This window comes from Paraburkholderia sp. FW306-2-2C-D06C, assembly GCF_058781505.1.
Window position 1 is genome coordinate 1 of the sequence record NZ_JBYSWU010000068.1, and the last position, 16740, is coordinate 16740.

Here is a 16740-nt window from a genome sequence, read left to right on the forward strand (position 1 = left end):
TAGACGGGATTGCGCAGGCGTGCCGACAGGTTCGGCGCACGTTCGAGTTCGGTCTCGCGCGCCACGTCGTAGACGCGCGCGGTCAGGGTTTTCTTCAGGTAGTCGTGCCGGAGGGCCACGCTGTCAGCGGCTTCGGCAACCTGTTTGAGTTCGTGTAACGGCAAGGCAAGCTCCTGTGCGGCAAGGGCAAATCACTAGAAAGTCACCAGGAGACGGATATAAAAAAACCCGCCTCGTGGGGCGGGTTGATGTCACTGCTATCAGACGCGCGCTAACCCACCATTCGATGAATGGTGCTAATAATCAGCGCAATACGGATGTCGAGGCAGTTCATGCAGGCGATCTTCGTTGACTTGGCCGGCTTTGTCAATCCCCGCTTTATCAACCCGGTTTTTGGGCACGCCAGCCGCGGTGAACGCACAGCGCATCGTAGCCGAACGGACTGCACAGCACCACAGCCGTTTCCCGTCGAGCGCTCGCCGGCCGGTGCAGCCACCCGAAACAGCCGTCGAACGTCACCGGTCTCAGAGTAGCGATACTCGTTATGAGCGCTCGCCGCGGCGGCACGTCAGGTTCGCGGCACAATCGGCTCCTCCGGCACGAGTTGCGCAAGGCCGCCCGCGAGCGACTCGACGCTCTGAAACAGATCGTGCGTAATCAGCGAGGCCGGAATTTCGATGGCGAAGGTCGCTTCGATGGCCATCATCAAGCGGACCGTGCCGAGCGATGACAAGCCCGCGGCATAGAGATTGTCCCGATCGCCCAGCATATCGATCGACACGTCCAGACATGCTGTTTCCTGAAGAATGCGGCGCACATCGTTTTTCATTGACTCCCCCCATTACTTGAATTTTTGACTACTACGTCATCCGAATTAACTCTCGAAACGCGGCTCAGGCGACCGCATGGCCACTGACGCAGCGTTCGGCGAGCGCCCTTCTGTCTATCTTGCCGTTCACATTGAGCGGCAGCGTGTCGAGCACGACGAGCCGTTGCGGCACGGCGTAAGCTGGCAGCCGCTGACGACATGCCTGCAGAATCCGCGCGACGCTGCCGCGCGGGTTGGTGAAAAAAGCAATGAGGCCGGCGGCACTGCCGGCTTCGTCGACAGGCCAGGCGACCACTGCGCAGAGCGTGGCGTGGCTGCACGCCTGAATGACATGCTCGACTTCTTCGAGCTCGATCCGGTTGCCGCGAATCTTGATCTGCGTATCCAGCCGCCCCTGAAACACGATGCCCTGCCCGGCCGCTTCGCGCGCGGCGTCCGAACTGCGAAACCAGCGCTGCGACCGGTGCCCCGGATAGGTCTTCGAAATGAAGCGGCGATTGCCGGGTTCGTCCGGCGACAGATAGCCACCTGCCAGCTGCGGCCCGCCGATCAGCAGTTCGCCGCTCTGGCCGGGCGCGACCGGTTCGAGCGCCGCATCGACAATCAGTAACTCCATACCCGGCAGCGCGCTGCCGAGCGGCATCACGGCATGACGCGAATCTTCAATGAATTCGGCGGTGACTTCGAACGCCGCGCAACCCACCGTCGTCTCGGTCGGGCCATACATATTGAAGACGCGGCTGTTCGGCGCGGCACGCAGCCACGCCAGCACGATCGTGCGAGAGAGCGGCTCGCCGCCGAACGACGTCATGCGCAGGCTCGGCAACTCGTTCGGCGGCAGTTTGCGAAACTGCTGCATGAAACCGGCCACTGAGGGCACGCTGTTCCAGTGCGTGATCGCGTGTTCCTTGATGAAGGCCGCGTTGTAGATCGGCTCGACCGTCTTGGGCACGTACAGACAGCCTCCGTTCGCCCAGCAGACGAACATGTCGTGCACCGACGGATCGAAGGTGAGTTCGCAGAACTGCACGTAGCGCGCACCGGGCATCCTGTCGAAGATTTGCAACTGGGCCTTCACATAGGCATCGGCGTTCTCGTGCGAGATGGGTAACGCCCTTGGGCGCCCCCGTCGAACCCGACGTGAACAGGAGGTAGGCGAGATCCCGCGGCTGCGCTTCGGCATGCGAAACCGCCACCGACGGCACTATCGGCGGCACGATTGACGGCACGATCGACGGCACTACCGGCCGCATTGCCGACGACGGCACTACCGACGCAACTGCCGACACAACTGCCGGCGCAACGACCGGCGCCACCAGTCCGGCAGGCAGCATTGCCAGTCCGCCGGTCTCTTCCCCAGTCTCTTCGAGCAGGAAAATCCGCGGGCAGTCGTCGAGCAAGGACAGCACTTCACCGAGCGACGCCGCGCAGCGCCGATCCACCAGCAGCACCTGCGCGCCCGACTGCTCGATCACGCTCGCGGTCCGCGCGGCCGGCACCAGCGGATTGAGCGGAACGTAGGCGAAACCGGCCTCGAGAATCCCCAGCAAACCGGTATACGCGGTGACGCTTCGATGCGCAAACAGCAGACAGCGGCCGGGACCGCCGGCCGGCATCACGGCCTTCAGCCCGGCCGCGACCCGGCGCGAGCGCAGTGCGATTTCGCCGTAGCAATAGAGGCGATCGTCGACCCACAGCGCGGGGCTATCCGGCTGGCTCGCGGCGGTATCGAAGAAGAAGGAACCCAGCATCTCACGGCCTCGATCGATAAGGGCATTGCACGTGAGCGTTGCATCAGGCCGTGAAAGCGGGCGCCGGTGCAAGCGTCACTCGTGCCAACAGCGCGCCACCGGACGGGTGAACTGCCCGGTAGCGCGCTGCGGTTTTCGCAGGAGAATTCACAAGGAAGATTCGCTGACGACAGCCCAGCACAGCACAGTCCGCTCGCGTGATATCGCGTGAGCGGACTGCCGTCGAAGGCTTCGTAGGATCATAGAATCCGGCAAGGCCGGTATATGTGCGATACCGCTCTCAACATCTGATTGAGAGAACGCGGGCTCCCCGCCGCGCGCGATGTGATGTGGCCCCCGGCATTTATCGCGGCCAATGCCGGTTTAAACGTCGCATTAAAACCGCATTAAATACCGCGTCGAGCATGAATCAAGCGCGCCGCTCGCTAAAAATCGGCAGCTAATTCATGCGGCGTATTTATTCGTGCATGCCGCTTTGCTTCCTGAAGGCGCTGAGAATGCGCCGCTCCAGCGCGTTGTAATCGCGGCCGAAGTGATGATCGCCCGATGTGCGAATGATCTCGACGCCGGTGTTGGCCAGCGCCGGACACAAGGTGTCTTTCTCGTTCTCGCCGTAAAAGCATTGCACGATCGCAGGCGGCACGCGCGTCAATTCAGGCTGCACCTTCAGCGCCTTGTCGCTCGCCGGCATGCCGAGCCAGCCGCCGACGCGAATCTGAAAATCGGCGTCGGGCGCGAAGCCGAGCAGCGAGATCAGCGACACTTTCGCGCGCAACGCGTCAGGCAAGCGGTTATAGGCGAACGGCATCACGTCGGCGCCGAACGAATAGCCGACCAGCGCGATGTGGTCCGCATGCCAGCGCGCCGCATAGGTTTGCATCACGCGCGCGAGGTCGCGGCTCGTCTGCGCGGGCGTCTTCTCGCTCCAGAAATAACGCAGGCTGTCCAGGCCGATCACCGAAACGCCGTCTTTCTGCAAGGCCTGAGCGATGGTCTTGTCGAGATCGCGCCAGCCGCCGTCGCCGGAGATCACGACCGCCATCAGTCCGTTCGGATGCGCCGCGGGCAACTCGATCAGCGGCAGATCGGAGACATCGTCCTCGTTCGCCGGCGCCGCGCGCAGGTGCGGCGCGATCAACGCGACGAGACGCGCGCGGTCGGCCGTGCCAGACGTGCCAGACGTGCCAGACGCGCCCGTCGTTGCCGTCTCGACGAAGCCCGGCACCTTGTCGCGAATCACGGTGGGGTCCGGCGGGCACGGTTGAAAGCGCGGGTCCAGATCGCGCTGCGCGTCCACCGCGACCGCGCCGGCGATCGTGTTCGACGGCGCCTGCTCGAGCACATGCATCGCGAGCGTCGCGCCCTGGCCGGTGCCGGCGACGATCGGCGCGAAATAGCGGCTCGATTGCGATTGCCGTTCGAGCTGGTGGCTCAAGGCTTCGGCATCGCCCACCAGTTGATGGCAGGCTTCCTTTTTTTCGCTCAGATTCGCCGCATAGCGCGCCGTATCCACGCCGACTGTCATCGCGCCGGCCTTGGCAAGTGCATCGGCGCTCTGCTGGTCCGCGGCCGTCCAGCCGCCCGCTTGCGAGTACAGCACCACGAAGCCGCGCAAGGGACCGACCGGTTGCGTGACTGAAACGTCGCCGTAGCGGCCGCCGGACACGGTGGTGGCCGCCTGAACGCCCGCGCAGCAAACAACGAGGCTCGCCGCAACGGCGAGCTTGAAAACCGGATGCAATGTCATGAGCGCCGGCCTCCCGCCAGCAATGACAGGTCCGCCAGCGTGAAGAACACGCCCACCGAACCCGACGCCGCGAGATAGCGCGGCTCCCAATGCGGCTGGAACTTGCTCTTGAAAGCGCGCAGTCCGCGGAAGTTGTAGAAGCGGCCGCCGAAGCGCCACACGATTCCCGCCAGCCGATGCCAGCGCGAGGCGAGCGGCGTGGGCTGCATGCCGGAGAGCGGCGCGATGCCGAGACTGAGCGAGCGGAAACCTGCCTGCTTCAGATACAGCGCCAGCTGCGTGAACAGATATTCCATCGCATACGCCGACGCGGCCTCGACGTGGCGCATCACGCCGACCGTCGCCTCGGTGTTCAGATCGGTCGTCATGAAGGTCACGAAAGCGGCCGGCTCGCCGTTCTGCCGCACCAGCATGACCGACTGCGCGGCGAGATACTCGTCGGTAAACGCGGCCACCGAAAAGCTTTTTTCGCGCGCGTCGCGGCTGTCGAGCCAGCCGTCCGAGATTTGCCGCAACGTCTCGAGCGACGCGGGCACGTCCGCCTGATCGATCACTTCGACGGTAAAGCCGTCACGTTCGCCACGTTTGAGCGCATAGCGAAGATGCGCGCGATGCGAGCCCTTCAGGTCGAAATCGTCGAGCACCACGTGGGCTTCTTCGCCAAGCTTCATCAGCGTGAGGCCGGCGTCGAGATACAACGGCAACGCATTGGCCCGCACCTGATAGAACGCCGCACGGCCGCCATGCGCATGCGCGAGCGCGACGAACTTGCTGATGAGGCCGGCCCACGCTTCGCGCGGACCCACCGGATCGTGCAGCGCCGCCCACGTCCGGCCATATTTCGCGTACATCAGGAAGGCCTCGCGCGACTCGGAGAACAGGAAACTCTTGTCGCCCATCAGCGCGAGACCGGCGTCGCTGCGTTCCTGCGCGCGCACGATGCGCGCCGCGTCCTGCAGATCCTCTTGCGCGGGCTTGACGAAGCGGCCCGGCGCCGGGCGCAGCAACTGCCAGAACGCGAAGGTGGCCGCGAAGACGCTCGCGGCCAGCGTCGCGCGCAATGCCCGCGGCGCGCGTTCGTCGAAGGCGAATTGCCACCACAGATCGCGCGTGTACGGCACGTCGCGGAACGCAAACAGCATCACCCACACGGCCAGCATCAGCACCATCGCCACGGACACCAGCCAGCCCGCCGTGAAGCGCTCGGCGAACAGCGACGAATGACGGTTGAAACGGCGGCGCGTGGCGAGCAGCAGGACGATCAGTGTACCGAGCACGCCCGCTTCGACGAACGCGAGGCCCTTCATGAGCGACAACCCGAGACTCAGCACCGTCAGCAGCAGCGTCACCCACCACGCGGCATCCAGACGCCGCAGCAATCCACGCGCGACGAACAGCAGCAGCACGCCGAGCACGCTGCACAGCATCTGCGAGCTTTCGAGCACCCACAGCGGCAGCACGTCGCGCAGCATCTGAAGACGTTGCCAGAACGCGGGCGTCGCGCTGGAAATCACCAGCATGCCGCCGACCACGAAGGTCACGAGGCTCAGGAACAGCGGCGCGAGTTTCGAGGCGTCCGCCGCGTGCCGCAACGGCAAACGGCTTTTCAGCGCGCGGCCTTCGAAGCCGGCGAGCAGTCCCGCCGACACGATCAGCGGCACGCCGAAGTAGATCGCGCGATACGCGAGCAGCGCCGCGACCATCTGATGCGTGGCTACGCTGCCGTTCAGCGTGAACACCATGGCGGCTTCGAATACGCCGACGCCGCCGGGTGTGTGGCCGATCATGCCGAGCAGCATCGCCGCCGCGTAGACCGTGATGAAAGTCACGAAGCTCACGTCCGCATGCGGCAGCAGCGCCCACAGCGCGAGGCCCGCGGCCACCACGTCGAGTACCGCGAGGCCCACTTGCGCGAGCAGATCGCGGCGCGCCGGAATATCGAACGAGAGACACTGCCAGCGCGTGCGGATCGGGCGGGTTTCGCTGCGGCAAGCGGCGGCGGCGAGGCCGAGCACGGTCAATAGCGCCGCGCCGCCCCAGCCAAGCGCGAGCGGCGCGAGATGCAGCATCGACGCAAGCGGTTCGGCTGCGCACACCATGCCGAGCGCCGTCATCAGCACCAGCGCGAGCGCCAGCGAGACGCTCGTGAACACCGTCATGCGGCCGATCTGCGCAGGCGTGACGCTCGCAACGCCATAGACGCGCGCGCGCACCGCCCCGCCGGTCAACGCGCCGAAGCCGGTCGCGTTGCCGAGCGCGGAACCCGCGGTCGCGCCGATCCACAGCGCCGCGCGCGGCACCACGGCGCCGAGATAACGCAAACCGATCGCGTCGCGGCCGACCAGCGCGACATAACTGAGCGCGGTCGCGCCGAGCGACGCGGCCCATTCGGCGGCGCTCAGGTGACGCAACTGGCGCATCACCGAACGGTAGTCGACGGCCTGCGACAGATGCTGCAAGACGACCAGCAACAGCCCGCAAATGACGAGCGCGAGCACGGGCGACAGGATGCCCCGGCTGCCAAGCGTTTTCGATGCACGGTCGAACATCGCGCCTAGCCGGTCGAATTTATTGTTATATCGGTGGAACATAGGTCAGTGCGGCCTTGCTGAGTGCTGTCTCTTAATGCTGTCGCGGCGACGGGTCGTCTGCCGTGGCGTCGCCCTGCTCCGGCGATTACAAATGGATAACGGCACAATCCGTAAAAGGTTGACAACGTCAGGCAGCTCGCCGGTATTTAATCCCGGCCGGGAAAGCGAGGTGGAATAAGGGCTGGAGGCTTGGCGCAGCAATACGCGCCGATAATCGGTCGATATTGCCGAATGCGTTACCGGCTACGACCGGTCAAGTCACGCAGGGGGCAGGAGTTTAAACGCTAATCGCGATCGGCGAGATGAAGATTCGACAGCATGTGGATGACGCACGATCGGCAACGGCTTCAGGCCGCGCTGCGCTGCTGTCCAGAGGCGGCCCTCCAGCGGCGCGACGCGTTTTTGATGCTCTAATCGCCGACAGTGCATCGAATCGCGACGCATGCTTTCCAACCGGACAGGAGACACGAATTGACGAACGAACAGAAACTCGAACGGTGGCTCGCGCAGGAGCAGGAAGTATTGGCGAAGTTGAATGCGGGCCCCGGCCCCGGCGTCGCCACCCCTGAACAGGTCGCGGGCAAGACCGGCCTCGAAATCATGCAGGCCATGATGAACGCCGAGCTGCCGTATGCCGCGATCGCGCGCACGCTCGACTTCACGATTATCGAAGTCAGCGCGGGACACGCGGTATTTCAGGGCACGCCGCTCGTGCAGCATCTGAATCCGCTGGGAACCGTGCATGGCGGCTGGGTCGCGACGCTGCTCGATTCCGCGCTAGGCTGCTCGGTGCATACGCTGATGCCGCCAGGCCGTAGCTACACCACGGCCGAGCTGAGCGTGAACTACGTGAAAGCGGTGACGCCGCGCGTGCAGCGCGTGCGCGCCGAAGGCAAGGTGATCCATTGCGGGCGGCAACTGGCGACGGCGGAAGCGCGCCTCGTCGGGCCCGACGGCACGCTGTACGCGCATGCCACGACGACCTGCCTCGTGTTCGAGATTCCCAGCCGTTGATTCCCCACCGCTCAAGGCGCACGCGGGCTCTGATCCCGGGCGCCTGTTTCAGCCGCCGGCTGGCGCGGCCATGACCGCGAGTGCGGCGATTGTTACTTGTGCTGCGCGCTTACTTCGTACTTACTTTTTATTACTGCGGGCGGCGATGCGCTTCAGCGATCACGGCGCAGTTCTGCAGATGCAGGTTCAGCGCATGCAACGCGAGCGCGCGGAGCTTGCCGAGCCACGCGGTGTTGGCGGCGAGGAGAGAGCGAGCGGTCGTGGTGTTGGTAGCGGTGTTCATCGTGGACTCCTGTATAGGGTTTATACCTAGGCAATAACCCGATTATAACCCTCCGATGCCGCACCGCAACAAATATCAAAAATATCGCCCGGCCGTTGTGCGGCGGTCACATCGGCCTGTTTGCACCATCGTGAAAAGGGGCGGCATCAGCTTGCCGGCTCATTCACCATCCGCACCGTACGGGTGCAATAATCACACCTTTGCCCGCGCCTGCCCGCCGCAGCCCGCCTCCATGACGCTCGCCCAGAAAGCCCTGATTGCGCCTCTCATCGTCGCGTGCGCGATGTTCATGGAAAGTGTCGATGCCAACGTGATCGTTACCGCGTTGCCGGCCATGGCGCGTGACTTCGGCCGCGATCCGGTCACGCTGAAAATCGCGGTGACGAGTTATGTGCTCGGCCTCGGCGTCTTCATTCCCGTGTGCGGCTGGCTTGCCGACCGTTTCGGCGCGCGCACGATCTTCCGCACCGCCATCGGCATCTTCGTGACCGGCTCGCTGCTGTGCGCGGCGTCGAACTCGCTGGCCACCTTCACGCTCGCGCGCTTCGTCCAGGGCGTGGGCGGCGCGATGATGGTGCCGGTCGGCCGGATCATCATCTTCCGGGTGGTGCACAAATCCGATTTCATCCGCGCGATGAATTATCTGAGCGTTCCCGCGATGCTCGGCCCCGCCGCGGGACCGTTGCTCGGCGGCTTCATCACCACGTATCTGCACTGGCGCCTGATCTTTTTCATCAACGTGCCGATCGGCATTCTCGGCATCTATCTGACCAACCGGCATATCGCCAACACACGCGAGCCCGATCCGGGTCCGCTCGACTGGATCGGCTTCTTTCTGTCGGCGGCCGGCGCGGTGCTGCTTCTGCTCGGTTTGTCGCTGGTCGGCGGCGAGCTGATTTCCAATCGCGACGCGTTCGGCATGTGCGCGTGCGGCGCCGCCCTGCTCGCGGCCTATGTCGCGTACGCTCAGCGCATCAAACTGCCGTTGCTCGATTTGCGCTTTTTCAAAGTACCGACCTTCCAGGCGAGCGTGCTCGGCGGCTCGCTGTTTCGCATCGGCCTCGGCGCGCTGCCGTTTCTGCTGCCGCTGATGCTGCAGGAAGGGCACGGGATGAGCGCGTTCGAATCCGGCCTCATCACCTGCGCGTCCGCGTTCGGCGGCATGTTCATGCGCGTGATCGCTTCGAGCGCGCTGCATCGCTTCGGCTTTCGCTCTGTGCTGGTGGTCAATGCGGCGCTGTCCGGGCTGTCGATCGCGGCGTGCGGCCTGTTTTTTCCCGGCACGCCGGTCTGGATCATCTGGGTGGTCGTGCTGCTCGGCGGCTTTTTCCCCGCGCTGCAATTCACCAGCCTGAATTCGCTGACTTACGCGGAAATCGCCAGCCGCGACGTGGGGCGCGCCACGAGCCTCGGCAGCGTAGTGCAACAGATGTCGCTCGGGCTCGGCGTGACGATCGGCGGGATCGTGCTGCAGATTTCACGCGTGCTGCATGGGCACCCGGCGATCGCGTGGTCGGATTTCTGGCCGGCGTTTCTGGTGGTGGGGCTTTGCTCGTTCGCGTCGATTCCGGTTACTTTGCGCATGCCGCACGGCGCCGGCGAAGAGATCACGCGAGGCGGCCGGGGGTAAAAACCGCGCGGGCGCCGAACAGCGTGTCCGCCACCGGCGGTATCTCGCGCAACGCGGCGAGCGTCGCGTAGCCGTCCATCTTCGGCATCGCGATGTCGATCAGCGCGAGATGCGGCGTAAAGCGCCACGCGACATCGAGCGCCTGCGGGCCGTCAGCCCGCCGCCGCGACCTTTTCCGCCAGCCTGGCGTCGTAGCTCGAATGGACGTGCACCCGCTTCCTGTCGGGAAACGCGTACGCATAAGCCTTGCGCAAGGCCAGCGACGCCTCGTGAAAGCCGGACAGAATCAGCTTCTGCTTATTCGGGTAGTTCGCGATATCGCCGACCGCGAAGATGCCGGGCCGCGAGCTTTCATAGTTGGAGGTATCCACGTCGACGCGGCCACCGTGGATCGACAGGTCCCACTGCGCGATCGGGCCGAGGTCCGCAACCAGCCCGTACAGCACGACGAGCTGCTCGGCCTCGAGCTGGGTCTCCCCTTCGATATGACGCAGTCCGATCGACTTCAACGCGTTGTCCTGCACCGTCAGCCCGGAAATCGCGCCGACGATGAACTCCATCTCACCCGCCTCGACCGCGCGCCGCATCACCGCGACGCTCGAATCCGCCGCGCTGAAGCCGTTGCGCCGATGCACCAGCGTCACGCGGCGCGCGACCTTGCGCAAGGCGAGCGCCCAGTCGAGCGCGGAATCGCCGCCGCCCGCCACCACCACGGTCTTGTCGGCGAAATCGGCAGCACGCTGCACGCTGTAGTGCACATGACGGCCTTCCAGCGGCACGGCCTCGGCGAGCGCCAGCTTTTGCGGGACGAACGCACCGTTGCCGGCGGCGAGCAGAATCGCCGCGACGTCGAATACGAGGCCCCGATCGGTGCGCACGATCCAGCGCCCGCCGTCGCGCTGTTCGACCGACTGAACCCGCTGTTCCAGATGGATCGGTACGTCGAACGGCTTGCACTGCACCATCAAACGGTCGACCAGCTCACGCGCGGTACATGCCGGGATCGCGGGAATGTCGTAGATCGGCTTGTCGGGATACAGCTCCGTGCACTGGCCGCCGATCTTGCCGAGCGCATCGACGATCTGGCACGACAGGCCGATCACGCCCGCCTCGAACGCGGCGAAGAGGCCCACGGGCCCGGCGCCGACGATCAGGACATCGGTGCGAATCGGTTGCGGGAGTTGGTCTGCGTCGGACGTCATTCGATATCTCTTGGGTAGGTCGATAATCCACCATACAGAATCGCACCAGGCCCGGCAACGATGCCATTACGAAGCGTATGGTCGCTGGAGCCGCGCAAATCGCTGTCGTGCAACAGTCGCAGCAACGTACCCGCCGGACGGCTGAGCCGTTTGGCCGCCAGCGAGATGAATTCCACCGACGGCAGCGTCGGCAGACTGGCGGTGTTCAGCGGCGGCGCGAGCCCGCGCGCCGCCAGATACTGCGGACGAACCGTGGTGCCCAGCCCGCCGCGGGCGGCCGCGATGCAGCCCGCATGACTGCTGCTGGTGCACAACGCCCCCAGTAGGGTTCCCGATTGACGACGATGTCAATAAGATGACGGAATCCCAGAACGATTGCGCCGGGACACGGCCACATGCCGTGCCGTCGCCCTCCCAATGACCAGGCATTCATCCCACACCGCGCTGCTCTGGATCGTCGCCGCCGGCTTCTTCATGCAGGCGCTCGACACGACGATCGTCAACACTGCGTTGCCGTCGATTGCGGCCAGCCTGCACGTCTCGCCGCTCGCGATGCAGCCGATCGTGGTCGCCTACACGCTGACCATGGCGATGCTCACGCCCGCCTCCGGCTGGCTCGCCGACCGCTTCGGCACACGGCGGGTCTATTTCACGGCGATCCTCGTGTTCGTGCTCGGCTCGATCTGCAGCGCGAGCGCGCATACGCTGGGTCAACTGGTGCTGGCGCGCGTGCTGCAAGGCCTGGGCGGCTCGATGCTGCTGCCGATCGGACGGCTCGCGGTGCTGCGCAGCGTCTCCAGCGAGCAATACGTGTCGGCGCTGGCTTTCATTTCGGTTTCCGGCCAGCTCGGGCCGATTGTCGGACCGACGCCCGGCGGCTGGCTCGTTCAAGCCATCAGCTGGCATTGGATCTTCCTGATCAACGTGCCGATCGGCGCGGTGGGCCTGTATGCGGTGCAGCGGTTTTTGCCGCCGCATGGGGCCACGCAGGCGCCGCCGTTCGACTTCGCCGGCTGCGGGCTGCTGTCGCTGTGCATGATCGCGTTTTCGCTGGCGGTGGATACGCCGGTGGAAACGCATCGGGCAGCGTGGTCGGCAGGCCTCTTCGTGCTCGCCTTGGTCAGCGCGCTGGCCTACATTCCCTACGCACGGCGCCGCCGCAATCCGCTCTTCAAACTGGCGCTCTTCAGCGAACCGAATTTCAGCGTAGGGCTGATCGGCAATCTGTTGTGCCGCATCGGCGCGAGCGCCGTGCCGTTCCTGTTGCCGCTGCTGATGCAGTTGCAACTGGGCTATACGCCGCTGCACTCCGGCTTGATGATGCTGCCCGCCGCGCTGGCCGGCGCCGTGGCGAAACGCTGGATTGCACCGCTCGTGCGCCGCTATGGCTACGACACGTTCCTGCTCGTCAACACGTTGATTGTGGGCGCATCGATCGTCGCGTTCGCGCTGATCTCACGCGGCACGCCGGTCGCCGTCGAGATCGCGATTCTGATGGTGTTCGGCGCGGCCGCCTCGATGCAGTTCGCGGCGATGAACAGCGTCACGCTCAAAGGCCTCTCGCATGAAGACGCCGGCAGCGGCAACAGCCTGTTTTCGATGGTCCAGATGCTGGCGATCGGACTGGGCGTGTCGATCGGCGGCGGCCTCGTGAACCTGTTTTCCGCGCAATCGGGTTCGGCAGCGCTCGGGTTCCGCTTGAGCTTTGTTTGCGTCGGCGTAATTACGCTGGTGTCGGAGTGGGTGTTCCGTCATCTCGACGAAGACGTGCCGGGCGCCCGCACAGCGCGCCCGCATGCGGCGCCGAGCACGGGCCGCTGAATCGCCGCGACCGGCGCGGCGGCTGTCTCAGTCAGGCAAGCGGACGCCTGATAATCGCTCGCAGGCTTCGATCAAACGGTCTTGCACGGCGACGTCATACACCGCCGGATGAGGCCCGCGCTATGCACGACGCATGACGAGAACCGCATTGACTCGTGCATCCGGCGAATTCGCTCAGATTAGCGCCAACTGCGTGCCTGACGCGATTGCGTGGCTGTCATTCAACTCATGACAATATGTCATTTATCGAGCGTTCCGGATGGCATTTGACGACACTATGTCTCTACGTTCAAACGCGCTTTCGCGTTAGCATGTGACGCTTGGAATCCATCATAAGGTCACACCACCATGCCATTTGACGAGCGCATGCTGAACGGAATGGGCGTGTTGACGGCGATCGTCGACAGCGGCAGTTTCGCGGCGGCGGGCGAAGCGCTCGATATGTCGCAATCCGGCGTCAGCCGTTCGGTCGCGCGGCTCGAGGCGCGCCTGGGCATCAGGCTATTCGACCGCACTACGCGCTCGGTCACGCTGACCGACGAAGGCCGGCGCTTTTACGAACAGATCGTGCCGCTGCTCGGCGGCCTGGAAGAAGCGGCTGCATCGGCGGCGCAAGGCGCGACTGCGGTTCGTGGACGTTTGCGCGTGAACATGGACCCGTTCTTTTCACGTCTTGTGCTGGGTCCGCGATTGGGCGGCTTCATCGACAAACATACCGACCTGCAACTCGAACTGATCACGCGCGATCAATTAGGCGATATGGTCGCGGACGGGTTCGACCTCGCTGTTCGTTTCGGCGAACCGCCGGTGTCTTCGCTGATTGCACGCAAGCTGCTGGACACGCGCATTCTGACGGTGGCCGCGCCGTCGTATTTGAAGAAACATGGGCAGCCGGCGAGCCCAGCCGAACTCGAAAACAACCAGCATGTGTGCATCAAGTTTCGTGATCCGCTGACCGGTTATCCGTTTAGCTGGGCGTTTCATCGCGGACGCAAGAAGATTGTGATTACTCCGCAGGGGCGGCTGACTGTGAATGATGTCGGCACGTTACACAGCGCGTGCGCTGCCGGGCAGGGGGTGGCGCAGATTCTTGCGTTGGGGGCCGAGTCGTTGCTGGCCAATGGAAAGTTGGTGGAGTTGTTCCCCGACTGGGGCGACGAGGTTTATCCGTTGTATGCGCTTTATCCTTCCAGGCATCACCCGCCGGCCAAGGTTCGGGCGTTTTTTGACTTTATTGTCTCTCTCGTGAAGGAAGCAGCCTGAGCGGCTGCTTCCCGGCCTGCGGTGTTGCTGTTGTTCTGTCTCACGCACTCGCGCAACCAGATCCTCTTCCGCAGTCGCAATCACATGATCCGCGCCAACCGCTGACAACGCGTCCTGTTTGGCACGCGCTTTCTCGAGGCGCGCTACGGAATGCGGCTCATCGACCGCACCACGCGCCGCCGGCCTCGGCATCATTCAGCAGCCGCGCGAGATGCTCGACGAAGATCTCGCCAGCGGCCGGCTCGTCCGGGTGCTGCCGGGCTATGAATCGCCGTCGCGGCCCATGCACATCCTGTTCTCGCCCGATCGCCGGATCGTGCAGACGGAAGTAACGCGGATCGTCGAGGCGGTAGATCGCCTGGTCCGCCGCATAGCCCGGCGCGAGCCTGGCGACTTCGAAGGAACGCGAGGCCGCGAGGCCCGCCAATCTCGAACACCCGCAGCCTGCCGTCCACAGCGACAACGAGAAGAGCAAACTGCCCGAACGCGACGATAAGGGGCGCAATCAGTCGCTCGCCGAGCGTCGGGGCAAAAAAACCGGTGAGGATGAGCCGTCAGTGAGTTGAAAAAAATATCTGGCAAGGCTGGGCCGTCAGCCGGTTGAAAAAAATACCGTGATCAATATGCAAGCGGCTTTGCTGTGAGTCAGGCGGCAAAGCCGCAGCATTTCACCCTTCGACGCCCTTTCAGAAGGACGACATTTTTTCCGAATTATTACCGATTATTTTTTTCGCGCAATCGACTATTTTGCTGCATGCAGCAATGTGTGCGCAAAGCGAACCTGCTGCCGCCCCTCAACAGATAAGAACGGAGACGGTCATGTTCACCTTCTCAACCTCTTCCAGCTCGCGTCCCTCTCCCAAAGTCTCCATTTGCCTGCCGACCTGCAATCGGCCCGAGCTGATTGCGGAGTGCATCGATTCGTGCCTCGCGCAAACGTATAGCAATCTGGAGATCGTGATCGGAGACGATTCCAGGGACGACCGCACCCAGCAGTTGATCGCGCAGCGCTATCCGAACGAGCCGCGCATTCGCTATGCGATGAACCGGCCGTCTCTCGGCCAGGCACGCAATGTCGCGAGCCTGTTCAAGCGGGCGAGCGGCGACAAGATCCTGCTGATTCACGACGACGATTTCCTCACGACCGACGGCATCGAAAAACTGGTGTTGCTATGGACGCGCCATCCGCAGCTCGAAGTGGCGTTCGCCGATCAATACGAAGCCGATCACACCGGCGCCGTCGACTACGACGCCAGCACGCGTCTGAACACTGCGTTTCGACGCACCAAAGACGCGGAAGGCCTGCAACCGCTGCCCGGCAGAACCGGACTGATCCAGATGTTTCCGAACAACGGCTGGATGGCCAACGCCGAACTCGTGAAGCGGATCAGTTATAAGGAACAGTACGGCATGTGCTGCGATTTCGTGTTCGGCACTGAACTCTGTCTCGCGGCGCGCGAGGTGTTTTATCTGCACGAGTACGTGTCGGTCTATCGCAAGACGGCGACCTCGATCTCGCACAGCACACGCGGCACGACAGTAGCGGCTACCGTCAGTGCGTATGCGTTCGTCAAGGCGCTGAAACTGCCGCCGCAACTGGAGCCTTCGCGCAAACTGGCATTGCGCCGGCTCGTGCCGATCGTCGTTTCGGTCTACGCGAAGAATCGGGAGCCGCTATTCGGCTTCAAGATCGCGCTCACCCATCTGTTCGCGTACAACTACGGTTTCAGCATGCGGCTCTACTACCACCTGCTGATGCTATCGCGTGCGGCAGTGGCCAGGCGGCCACAGGTGGCGGTGGCGGTGGCTGCGACGGTATCCGCTGCTGTCGCCGATGCTGTCGCTGATCCCGCGGTCGTGACGGACCTCGTGACCGATCACTCCGAACTCGTTTGAGCGTGCAGCGGCGTTCGTGCTGGGTCAGTCACCGGACCATGCCCGCGCCGCGGCAGGCCCAGGCGGTCGAGCGGCGCGCTTTCGCCGCGTCAGCGCATAAGCATCAGCAACGGCGGGTTGCGAAACGCAATCACGTACGCTGCCGTCGCGCGACGCAACCAGCGATACCGCGCGTGGCGCGCGATTGCCAGCACGAAGCCGAACGCGTGCCGTGCAACCCACACAGTGCAACGATATCGACGCATGGCCGCCACATTAGCAGCGGCGGCGCCACCGCTGAACCAGGAAATGCTCCTGTAATAAGCGCGTTTTCTGCTAAGCATCCACTGATTAGCAAACGCGTATTTGTCGCTTGGTATGGGGCGCGCGGCTGATTAGGATGGACCTCGAACCGTCATCAGCCCCGGAGGTTGTTCGCCATGTCCGACAGTGCCTGTTTCAAGCCGCGCGTGATCGAGCCGGTCGTCGTCAATCAGCCGGAAGGATTGGGGCTCGCGGTGGAGCTGTGGCTCGCGCATCCCGTCGATGGGATCGCAGGGCGCGCGTTGCAGATTCATTTGCGCAGCGGCGCGAAGATGGCGCAGGCGGAGGCGTTGCGCGATCTGCTGCATGCGTTGGGGACGGAGATCGTGGTGGCGTGAGCGTGCGTACTATCGCTGGTTCGCGGCGCATTTTCGGTGCGTTTGCGGCGCTGATTCGCGGCTGGTTCGCGG

General features: G+C 64.0%; 13 protein-coding genes and 3 pseudogenes. 7 read left to right on the plus strand and 9 right to left on the minus strand.

The features are described from left to right. The 5 genes and pseudogenes from AC3WLT_RS33365 to mprF form a co-directional block, all read right to left on the minus strand. Positions 1-164: pseudogene (locus AC3WLT_RS33365) on the minus strand (threonine ammonia-lyase, biosynthetic); the annotation flags it as partial. Positions 165-568: 404 nt separating this feature from the next. After that, positions 569-829 carry an acyl carrier protein gene (locus tag AC3WLT_RS33370; RefSeq protein WP_492595880.1) on the minus strand — a complete coding sequence of 87 codons (261 nt, stop codon included), beginning with the start codon at positions 827-829 and terminating at the stop codon, positions 569-571. Positions 830-893: 64 nt separating this feature from the next. Continuing rightward, positions 894-2580 (minus strand): annotated as a pseudogene (locus AC3WLT_RS33375) (AMP-binding protein). A gap of 457 nt (positions 2581-3037) precedes the next feature. Next, entirely contained in the window at positions 3038-4327 is a 1290-nt protein-coding gene (locus AC3WLT_RS33380) for a virulence factor family protein (RefSeq protein WP_492595881.1), read from the minus strand. Further along, entirely contained in the window at positions 4324-6876 is a 2553-nt protein-coding gene (gene mprF, locus AC3WLT_RS33385; protein ID WP_492595911.1) for a bifunctional lysylphosphatidylglycerol flippase/synthetase MprF, read from the minus strand. The genes AC3WLT_RS33380 and mprF overlap by 4 nt, the downstream gene beginning before the upstream one ends. Before the next feature lie 513 nt (positions 6877-7389). Here mprF and AC3WLT_RS33390 point away from each other — a divergent pair. Then, on the plus strand, positions 7390-7932 hold the full coding sequence (locus AC3WLT_RS33390) for a PaaI family thioesterase (RefSeq protein WP_492595882.1): 543 nt from the start codon (positions 7390-7392) through the stop codon (positions 7930-7932). A 130-nt stretch (positions 7933-8062) separates the two neighbouring features. On the opposite strand, the gene AC3WLT_RS33395 is transcribed toward AC3WLT_RS33390, so the two are convergent. Next, a complete protein-coding gene (locus AC3WLT_RS33395) occupies positions 8063-8215 on the minus strand; it encodes a hypothetical protein (RefSeq protein ID WP_492595883.1) in 153 nt (50 codons plus the stop codon). 232 nt (positions 8216-8447) lie between these two features. Here AC3WLT_RS33395 and AC3WLT_RS33400 point away from each other — a divergent pair, with 232 nt between their 5' ends. Then, positions 8448-9845: an MFS transporter gene (locus AC3WLT_RS33400; RefSeq protein WP_492595884.1), complete on the plus strand. Its 1398-nt coding sequence runs from the start codon at positions 8448-8450 to the stop codon at positions 9843-9845. A 152-nt stretch (positions 9846-9997) separates the two neighbouring features. On the opposite strand, the gene AC3WLT_RS33405 is transcribed toward AC3WLT_RS33400, so the two are convergent. Beyond that, positions 9998-11047 (minus strand): NAD(P)/FAD-dependent oxidoreductase, encoded by a 1050-nt coding sequence (locus AC3WLT_RS33405; protein ID WP_492595885.1) that lies wholly within the window; start codon positions 11045-11047, stop codon positions 9998-10000. Positions 11048-11133: 86 nt separating this feature from the next. Further along, positions 11134-11361: pseudogene (locus tag AC3WLT_RS33410) on the minus strand (LysR family transcriptional regulator); the annotation flags it as partial. Positions 11362-11464: 103 nt separating this feature from the next. On the opposite strand from AC3WLT_RS33410, the gene AC3WLT_RS33415 reads away from it, so the two are divergent. After that, positions 11465-12868, plus strand: coding sequence for a DHA2 family efflux MFS transporter permease subunit (locus tag AC3WLT_RS33415; protein WP_492595886.1), 1404 nt, complete (start codon positions 11465-11467; stop codon positions 12866-12868). Between the two features lie 348 nt (positions 12869-13216). Beyond that, on the plus strand, positions 13217-14131 hold the full coding sequence (locus AC3WLT_RS33420) for a LysR family transcriptional regulator (protein ID WP_492595887.1): 915 nt from the start codon (positions 13217-13219) through the stop codon (positions 14129-14131). A gap of 157 nt (positions 14132-14288) precedes the next feature. On the opposite strand, the gene AC3WLT_RS33425 is transcribed toward AC3WLT_RS33420, so the two are convergent. Beyond that, positions 14289-14558 (minus strand): hypothetical protein, encoded by a 270-nt coding sequence (locus AC3WLT_RS33425; protein ID WP_492595913.1) that lies wholly within the window; start codon positions 14556-14558, stop codon positions 14289-14291. Between AC3WLT_RS33425 and AC3WLT_RS33430 the strand changes: the two genes are divergently transcribed. The 3 genes from AC3WLT_RS33430 (at position 14518) to AC3WLT_RS33440 (ending at position 16668) form a co-directional block, all read left to right on the plus strand. Then, the gene (locus AC3WLT_RS33430) at positions 14518-14697 is read left to right on the plus strand and encodes a hypothetical protein (protein ID WP_492595912.1); all 180 of its coding nucleotides are present in this window, start codon (positions 14518-14520) and stop codon (positions 14695-14697) included. The genes AC3WLT_RS33425 and AC3WLT_RS33430 overlap by 41 nt on opposite strands. A 253-nt stretch (positions 14698-14950) precedes the next feature. Further along, positions 14951-16027, plus strand: a complete 1077-nt coding sequence (locus AC3WLT_RS33435; RefSeq protein ID WP_492595888.1) for a glycosyltransferase family 2 protein — start codon at positions 14951-14953, stop codon at positions 16025-16027. A 419-nt stretch (positions 16028-16446) separates the two neighbouring features. Beyond that, a complete protein-coding gene (locus AC3WLT_RS33440) occupies positions 16447-16668 on the plus strand; it encodes a hypothetical protein (protein ID WP_492595889.1) in 222 nt (73 codons plus the stop codon). The last annotated feature ends 72 nt before the right edge of the window (positions 16669-16740 follow it).

Excerpts from the sequence above, each read along its gene's own strand:
- AC3WLT_RS33420 (WP_492595887.1), top strand. The coding sequence starts at position 13,217 with ATGCCATTTGACGAGCGCATGCTGAACGGAATGGGCGTGTTGACGGCG.
- AC3WLT_RS33370 (WP_492595880.1), bottom strand. The coding sequence starts at position 829 with ATGAAAAACGATGTGCGCCGCATTCTTCAGGAAACAGCATGTCTGGAC.
- AC3WLT_RS33405 (WP_492595885.1), bottom strand. The coding sequence starts at position 11,047 with ATGACGTCCGACGCAGACCAACTCCCGCAACCGATTCGCACCGATGTC.
- AC3WLT_RS33435 (WP_492595888.1), top strand. The coding sequence starts at position 14,951 with ATGTTCACCTTCTCAACCTCTTCCAGCTCGCGTCCCTCTCCCAAAGTC.
- AC3WLT_RS33400 (WP_492595884.1), top strand. The coding sequence starts at position 8,448 with ATGACGCTCGCCCAGAAAGCCCTGATTGCGCCTCTCATCGTCGCGTGC.
- mprF (WP_492595911.1), bottom strand. The coding sequence starts at position 6,876 with ATGTTCGACCGTGCATCGAAAACGCTTGGCAGCCGGGGCATCCTGTCG.
- AC3WLT_RS33380 (WP_492595881.1), bottom strand. The coding sequence starts at position 4,327 with ATGACATTGCATCCGGTTTTCAAGCTCGCCGTTGCGGCGAGCCTCGTT.
- AC3WLT_RS33440 (WP_492595889.1), top strand. The coding sequence starts at position 16,447 with ATGTCCGACAGTGCCTGTTTCAAGCCGCGCGTGATCGAGCCGGTCGTC.
- AC3WLT_RS33415 (WP_492595886.1), top strand. The coding sequence starts at position 11,465 with ATGACCAGGCATTCATCCCACACCGCGCTGCTCTGGATCGTCGCCGCC.
- AC3WLT_RS33395 (WP_492595883.1), bottom strand. The coding sequence starts at position 8,215 with ATGAACACCGCTACCAACACCACGACCGCTCGCTCTCTCCTCGCCGCC.